Genomic DNA, 6,876 nt, shown 5'->3' with positions numbered 1-6,876 from the left:
TCGACGCGGATGTCGCTCGGACGCAGCGCGCGTGACAGGTACAGGCCGTCGATCGACGTCAGGCGCGAGAGAGCCACATAGGTCTGCCCCGGTGCGAAAGCCCCGGCCCCCAGGTCGATGATCGCCCGATCGTAGGTCTTGCCCTGCGACTTGTGGATCGTCACGGCCCACGCGAGCCGCAGCGGGAACTGGGTGAACTCCGCCACGACGTCACGGCTGAGCTTCTTGGTCGCCGGTTCGTAGGAGTAGCGGAACCGCTCCCAGACCGCGGGTTCGACGTCGACCTCGTCGCCGTCGATCTCGACGCGCACGGTCTCGCCGAGGATCCGCATGACCGTGCCGATCGTGCCGTTCACCCATCGCGGCGGCTCCCCCGACATCGAGGTGTCGTTGCGCAGGAACATCACCTGAGCGCCGATCTTGAGCTTGAGCTCGGGTTCCGCGGGCAGCGATGCCTCCCCGCGACCGAATTCTCCGCTCACCTCGGCCTTCGCCGTCTGCTCCTTGCCGGGGAGTGCGGCGAGGTGCCTGCTGTTGATGGTGTTCACGATGTCGTTGCGTGTGGCGAGCGTGATCATCGGCACCTCGCCGGGCTCGGGATCGGGTGGCGTCCTCGCGCCCTGCGTGTTGAGCACGCCCGCGATCTCCGCCGTGACCCGGCCGTAGCGCACCGCGTTCAGCATCGCCTTGAAGCCGTCGTCGGACTGTCTGTGGATGTGCACGAGCTCCCGCACGTGCAGCTCGGCACGCGTGTCGACCACGAACAGTCCGTCGCCCGCCTGAGCGTCGGGGTCGTCGTCCTTCCAGGGGCCCGCCCACACCTTGGCGTCGAAGAACCAGAACGACCGGTAATGATCCTTCACGTACCGCAGCTCATCGCCGCGCGGCGGCACCGGCGCGAGCTGGTACGGGTCGCCGAACATGACGATCTGCACTCCGCCGAACGGGATGCCGCGTTTGCCGCGCGCCTGGCGGAGGGAGCGGTCGATCGCATCCATCAGGTCGGCGTTCACCATCGAGATCTCGTCGATCACGAGGGTCTCGATCGCGTTGAGGATGCGGCGCGTGTTGTCGTTCTGGTCGATGTCGGAATCACCGATCAGGCCGATCGGCAGTCGGAACAGCGAGTGGATCGTCTGCCCCTCGACATTCAGCGCCGCGACGCCCGTGGGCGCGCAGATCGCGATCTGCTTCTTCGTGTTCCACGAGAAGTACTGCAGGAGGGTGGACTTGCCGGTGCCTGCGCGACCCGTGATGAAGACGTGCTCGCTGGTGTCCTCGATCAGTCGGAACAGCTCGTGCTGTTCGTCTGAGAGGGCGGGTAGCGACACGTCTCCATGCTACGTCGCGCTCGGCATCGTCCCAGGACGCACTCCTAGACTGACGCCATGCAGCGAGTCGAGTCGAAGGCGCCCCGGCGCTCGCGGCTCATCGCCGACCTCGCGATGCTGTCCGTCATCGGGCTCATGCTCGTGGCAGCCCTCGCAGCCGGTGGCGCGACGCTCTATCAGCAGTTCTACGGACCCTCGGCGTTCGTGGTCCGCTACCTCGACCTGCTGTCCGAAGGACGCGCGGCCGATGCTCTGCGGATTCCCGGCGTCGCCGTCGACCGTGAGACGCTCGAGATCGCCGGCATCGACCCCACCGCATCCGAGGCGATGCTGCGGGGTGCCGCACTCGCACCGCTCACCGACGTGGAGGTCGTCTCCGAGGAGCCCGACGGCGAGACCACCGCCGTCACCGTCTCGTACAGGGCCGGCGGCAACGCCGGTCGCACCACCTTCTCGATCGCGCAGGACGGCTGGGCGGGCGTGACGCCGAACTGGCGCTTCACCGCGAGTCCGCTCGCCGTCGTCGAGCTCACGCTGCGCGGTGCCGATCAGTTCGCCGTCAACGGATTCGAGGTCGACCGTCGTCAGATCTCGGTGGCCGGGATCGACGCGGCTCCTCTCGACCCGCTGCCCATGCTCGTGTTCACCCCCGGGCTGTACTCCGTCACCGTCGACACCCCCATCTCCGCATCACCCGGAGTCGGTGTGCTCGCCGATTCCCCGCTCGCCACGACCCCCGTCGACCTGCAGACCGAGCCGACCGACGAGTTCGTGGCGGTCGTGCAGCAGCGCGTGGAGGAGTTCCTCCTGACCTGCACCGAGCAGGAAGTCCTGCAACCCACCGCGTGCCCGTTCGGACTCGAGGTGTCGAACCGACTCGCCTCGCTGCCGAAGTGGTCGATCGCCGCGCAGCCGCAGGTCACCGTCACCCCCGACGGCGGCCACTGGCAGATCCCGCCGACGAATGCCGTGGCGCACGTCGAGGTCGAGATCCGTTCGCTGTTCGACGGCAAGGTGCAGGCCATCGCCGAAGACGTGCCGTTCCAGGTGAACGGGTCGGTCACGATCCTTCCCGACGGATCGGCGTCTATCCGCGTCGGCTCGCCGGATCCGGCGCCCCCGGCCGGCTGACGACCCCCGGCAACACGGCGCACGCAGCTCAGTGCGCCTGCTCGGCCGCTCGTTCGGCCTCGCGGCGATCGCGATCGGCGAGGGCTGCGAGCTGGGCGTTGTACTCCTCGAGCTCGGCCTCTCCCGTGCGATCGGCATGCCGGTCGCGGCGCTTCTGCAGCTTGGTGTCGTTGCGGCTCCACTGGATCGCGACCGTGATCGCGAGGATGAGGGTCGGGATCTCCCCGATCGACCAGGCGATGCCGCCACCGATGTACTGGTCCTCCATCGGGTCGGGGCCCCACGTGCGCCCCATCGACCCGAACCAGTCGGCGACCATCAGCCCCTCCTGCATCATGATCGCGACGCCGAAGAACGCATGCATGGCCATGATGGCGATCAGCGTGATCAGCCGACCGGGGTAGGGCAGGCGGTACGGCACCGGATCCGCGCCGACGAGGCTCATGACGAACAGGTAGCCCGAGATCAGGAAGTGCGCGACCATCCATTCGTGGCCGAGGTGCTCGTACATCGACCAGCGCACCAGATCGGTGAAATAGAAGGCCCACAGCGACAGGATGAAGATGCCCGCTGCGACGAACGGGTGTGTCACGACCCGCGAGAAGGGCGAGTGCACCGCCCACATGATCCACTCGCGGCCGCCCCGGGTGCCGTCGTCACGCTTGTGGATGGCACGCAGCGCCAGGGTGATCGGCGCTCCCGAGACGAGCAGCAGCGGAATCGCCATCGACAGCATCATGTGCCCGAGCATGTGCACGCTGAACAGGTACTCCTGATACGCGTTGATCGGCCCGCAGGTCACCCAGATGAGCAGCAGCATTCCCAGCACCCAGAACACGGTGCGGTGGATCGGCCACCGGTCGCCGCGCGCGCGGAGCCTGCGCGCGCCGGCCAGGTACAGGAACAGTCCGAAGCCCGCAGCGACCAGCCAGAGGATGTCGATGTCCCAGCTGGTGAACCAGCGGTCGATCGTGAACTCCGGGGGCAACGCCGATCGGGTGAGGTTCTCGGCCGGCGTCTGCACGAAGGCCGCCTCTTCGCCGGTCGGCGGAGGCGTCCGGGCGAGGGCTGCCGCCGCACCCGAGGCCAGACCCATCAGCGCGACCTCGCACAGCACCAGCATCCAGAACCAGCGCGACGCGTTGGCGCCCTCGAGGCGGGGGATCAGTCGGATGCGGTACCAGGCACCGAGCAGCCCCATGCCGACGAGCAGCACGGCCTTCGCGATCAGGATGCCCCCGTACGGCGTCAGCAGGTCGGTGATGTCGCCGAGAGCGACCACCGACCTCGCGAGCCCCGATACTGCGACCACCGCGAAGGCTGCGATCGCGAGGCTCGAATACCGGCTGACGAGAGCGGTGGTGCCGACGCCCGAGCGATCGCGCAGGATGACCACGAGCATGAGTCCGCCCAGCCAGACGGCGGCGCCGATCGTGTGCAGCAGGATCGAGTTCACGGCCACGGTGTGCCCCGCGAGGTCGCCGGAGTGCCCCTGGGTGGCCAGAGGGAGGAAGGATGCTGCGGCGAGCAGCGCGGTGATCAGGGTCGGCGTCCACGTGCGCCACGCGAACGCCAGCACGGTGATCACGGACCCCATGACGGTCGTGATCAGCCACGACTGACCGAGCGCCGTCTGCAGCAGGAAGAACCCCAGCTGCTCACCGAACTGGCGGTCGGCGCTGACCTGGGGGTTGAAGGCCGCGACCAGCGCGAGGAACGCGCTCACACCGGCGGTCACCGTGAAGACGGCCGCCGCGATCGAGGCGGTGTTCAGGGCGATGTCGAAGGACTTCTGCTCACTGCGCAGCGCGAACAGCGCGAGCACGAGGGAGCCGAGCATCGCAGCACCCGAGATGTTCATGGCGAGCTTGACGATCGGGATCGCCCACCGCACCGCGGGACCCGGGTCGCCCAGAAGCAGGGGCGCCGCACCGCCGCCGAGCGCGAGGGCGACGACCGCCCCGATCACGCCGGCCCCCGCCAGGATCGCGAGACCGATCACCCGATACGCGGGGTTCGTGCGGGTCTTGACGGCGAGGGAGGTCACCCCTCCAGCCTATGCCGCGGCGGCTGACCGCTCGCCCGTCTGCGGGTCCGGCTTCGCGGCGACGTGGCGCGTTCTCAGGGATGCACGAAGGCCGCCCCCGACGAGTCGGAAGCGGCCTTCGAAGAGGTGCAGTCTTACTTGACGGCAGCCTTGAGCTTGGAACCAGCGGTCACCTTGACGCGCTTGCCGGCCGGGATCTTGATCTCGGCGCCGGTCTGGGGGTTGCGGCCCGTGCGAGCTGCGGTGTCGACCTGCTCGAACGAGATCCAGCCCGGGATCGAGACCTTGCTGCCCTTGGCAACAGCGTCGGAGACCGAGGAGAACAGCGCGTCGAGGACACCCGAGACGGTGGCCTGGCTCTGGCCGGTGGCAGAAGCGATGCTCGCGACGAGCTCGGTCTTGGTGATGGACTTGTCAGCCATGTCATCCTCCAGCGACGAGGATACCGTCGCATCGTTGTGGTGCGGAGGGCGACTGCCCCCCGTTGGTCGAGTGACCGCCTCGAATGTATCAACGCTGACCGACATTTCCGCGTCATTTCGCGGGTTTTGGGCTTTTCGGCGGCGTGTCGTGGGGCAGATGTGACGAAAGTGGCGCCTGAGGCACCCTCCGAGCGGCGGAGATCACGCGCAATGAAGGAGATCTCGCGCAACGAAGGGCCGCACTCGGCATCCGGTCCTTCGTTGTGAGAGATGTCCTTCGCTGCGAGCGCGCCGGTCCGCACGGGTCGCCGGTGGTCGAGCCGATCTCAGCGCGGGCGGTGACCGGCGACCACCGCCCGGGCAGTGCGCTCGAACGCCGGTGTGACCCGCTCATCTCCGTCGAGGTACCCGCCCACGAGCGCGGCGTCGCGCAGCAGCACGAGGGATGCGGCGACATCGGCGGGACTCTCCAGGCCGGCCTGTTCGGCGACGGTCTGCAGAGTCGAGCGGAACCACTCCCGGTGCTCGTCGATCAGCCGCCGCACCGCGCCCTCGGCATCCGGGTACTCCGCGGCCGCGTTGATGAAGGGGCATCCGCGGGTGTGCCGCAGGCGGATGTCGGCGGCGATGCCGTCGATCACCGCGTCGACCAGGTCGGCCGGATCCGCCACCGCCGCCCCTGCGTCGGCGAACAGCCCACGCAGGATCTCGTCTTCGTTGCGCAGATACGCGAGGACCAGGTTCTCCTTGCCGCCGAACTGTTTGTACAGAGTGGCTCTCGTCACCCCGGCCTCGTCGATGATGCGGTCGACGCCGACTGTATGGATGCCCTCCTCGTAGAAGAGGCGGGTCGCGCTGTCGATCAGCCGGATGCGCGCGGCGCTCGGTCGCTTCGGCGCCGGAGCGGCGGTCGGGGTGCCCGAGAGGGTCGGCGTCGTCGTGTCGGTGGTGGTGTCCATGGTGATCCCTCTCATCGTGTCATCCGACGCACGCGATCAGGACCACGACTGCGCCGGTGTCGATGCACTTCTCGATCTTCGGGAATAGATTGCGATAGATAGAACGTTCGGTCTACCATCATCGTAACGCAGCCGCACCGGGCGGGGCAGAACAGGAGAAGAGTCGATGAGCACCACCGAGAAGACCCCGATCGTCCTGATCCACGGACTGTGGATGACGCCGAAGAGCTGGGACACCTGGGCCGAACGCTTCCGCGCGCGCGGTCACGAGGTGATCGTGCCCGGCTGGCCCGGCATCGACGACCGCTCGGTCGAGGACATCCGCCGCGATCCGTCGGCGCTCGAGGGCATAGGCCTGGCGCAGATCGCCGACCACTACGAGCGCATCATCCGCGAACTCCCCGTGAAGCCGATCATCATGGGCCACTCGTTCGGCGGAGTGCTCACGCAGATGCTCGCCGACCGCGGCCTCGGTGCCGCCTACGTCGGCGTCGCCCCCGGACAGACCGCCGGCGTCACCGCACTGCCGCTCTCGACCCTCTGGACAGGAACGCCGATCCTCTCGAACCCCTTCGCTCGCAACGGTGCCAAGCCGCTCTCGAAGCGCCACTTCCACTTCACGTTCGGCAACGACCTGTCGCGCGCGGCATCCGATGTCCTGTGGGAGGAGTACGCCGTCAACTCCTACAACCGCGTCTTCTTCGAGGGCGTGACCTCGGTGCTCGACGAGAAGGGCGGCGTCACCCACGTCGACTACGCCCGAGCCGACCGCGCACCGCTGCTGCTGATCGCCGGCGAGATCGACCACGTGGTGCCGCCGGCCATCGTCCGCGCGATCGAGAAGAAGTACCGTTCCACCGGCAGCCCCGCGATCGTGGAGCGCAAGGAGTATGCGGGCCGAACCCACCGTCTCGTCAGCCAGGACGGCTGGGAGGAGATCGCCGACTACGCCCTGGACTGGGCCGTCTCCCACTCCTGAGGCACCC

Annotated in this window: 6 protein-coding genes; 2 read left to right on the top strand and 4 right to left on the bottom strand. The window is 68.1% G+C overall.

Annotated elements, in window-relative coordinates:
* Positions 1–1,331, bottom strand: a 1,331-nt coding sequence (locus RWO82_RS14570; protein ID WP_314428249.1) for an AAA family ATPase, incomplete at its 3' end; no start/stop codon positions are given.
* 57 nt (positions 1,332–1,388) lie between these two features.
* Here RWO82_RS14570 and RWO82_RS14565 point away from each other — a divergent pair.
* On the top strand, positions 1,389–2,462 hold the full coding sequence (locus RWO82_RS14565; protein WP_314428248.1) for a hypothetical protein: 1,074 nt from the start codon (positions 1,389–1,391) through the stop codon (positions 2,460–2,462).
* Positions 2,463–2,490: 28 nt separating this feature from the next.
* Here RWO82_RS14565 and RWO82_RS14560 read toward each other — a convergent pair whose 3' ends face one another.
* From RWO82_RS14560 to RWO82_RS14550, 3 genes are all read right to left on the bottom strand, one after another.
* Positions 2,491–4,509: a cytochrome c oxidase assembly protein gene (locus tag RWO82_RS14560; protein WP_314428247.1), complete on the bottom strand. Its 2,019-nt coding sequence runs from the start codon at positions 4,507–4,509 to the stop codon at positions 2,491–2,493.
* Positions 4,510–4,643: 134 nt separating this feature from the next.
* Positions 4,644–4,931 (bottom strand): HU family DNA-binding protein, encoded by a 288-nt coding sequence (locus RWO82_RS14555; RefSeq protein WP_120230127.1) that lies wholly within the window; start codon positions 4,929–4,931, stop codon positions 4,644–4,646.
* A 326-nt stretch (positions 4,932–5,257) separates the two neighbouring features.
* Positions 5,258–5,890 carry a TetR/AcrR family transcriptional regulator gene (locus RWO82_RS14550; RefSeq protein ID WP_314428246.1) on the bottom strand — a complete coding sequence of 211 codons (633 nt, stop codon included), beginning with the start codon at positions 5,888–5,890 and terminating at the stop codon, positions 5,258–5,260.
* Positions 5,891–6,056: 166 nt separating this feature from the next.
* Here RWO82_RS14550 and RWO82_RS14545 point away from each other — a divergent pair, with 166 nt between their 5' ends.
* Positions 6,057–6,869, top strand: coding sequence for an alpha/beta fold hydrolase (locus RWO82_RS14545; protein WP_314428245.1), 813 nt, complete (start codon positions 6,057–6,059; stop codon positions 6,867–6,869).
* Positions 6,870–6,876: the final 7 nt, after the last annotated feature.

Origin of the sequence: uncultured Microbacterium sp., from assembly GCF_963521645.1 — a bacterium.
Classification (GTDB): domain Bacteria; phylum Actinomycetota; class Actinomycetes; order Actinomycetales; family Microbacteriaceae; genus Microbacterium.
Note: the sequence above shows the minus strand (reverse complement) of the source record. Positions and strands in the feature narration are given on the sequence as shown.

Excerpts from the sequence above, each read along its gene's own strand:
- RWO82_RS14565 (WP_314428248.1), top strand. The coding sequence starts at position 1,389 with ATGCAGCGAGTCGAGTCGAAGGCGCCCCGGCGCTCGCGGCTCATCGCC.
- RWO82_RS14555 (WP_120230127.1), bottom strand. The coding sequence starts at position 4,931 with ATGGCTGACAAGTCCATCACCAAGACCGAGCTCGTCGCGAGCATCGCT.
- RWO82_RS14550 (WP_314428246.1), bottom strand. The coding sequence starts at position 5,890 with ATGGACACCACCACCGACACGACGACGCCGACCCTCTCGGGCACCCCG.
- RWO82_RS14545 (WP_314428245.1), top strand. The coding sequence starts at position 6,057 with ATGAGCACCACCGAGAAGACCCCGATCGTCCTGATCCACGGACTGTGG.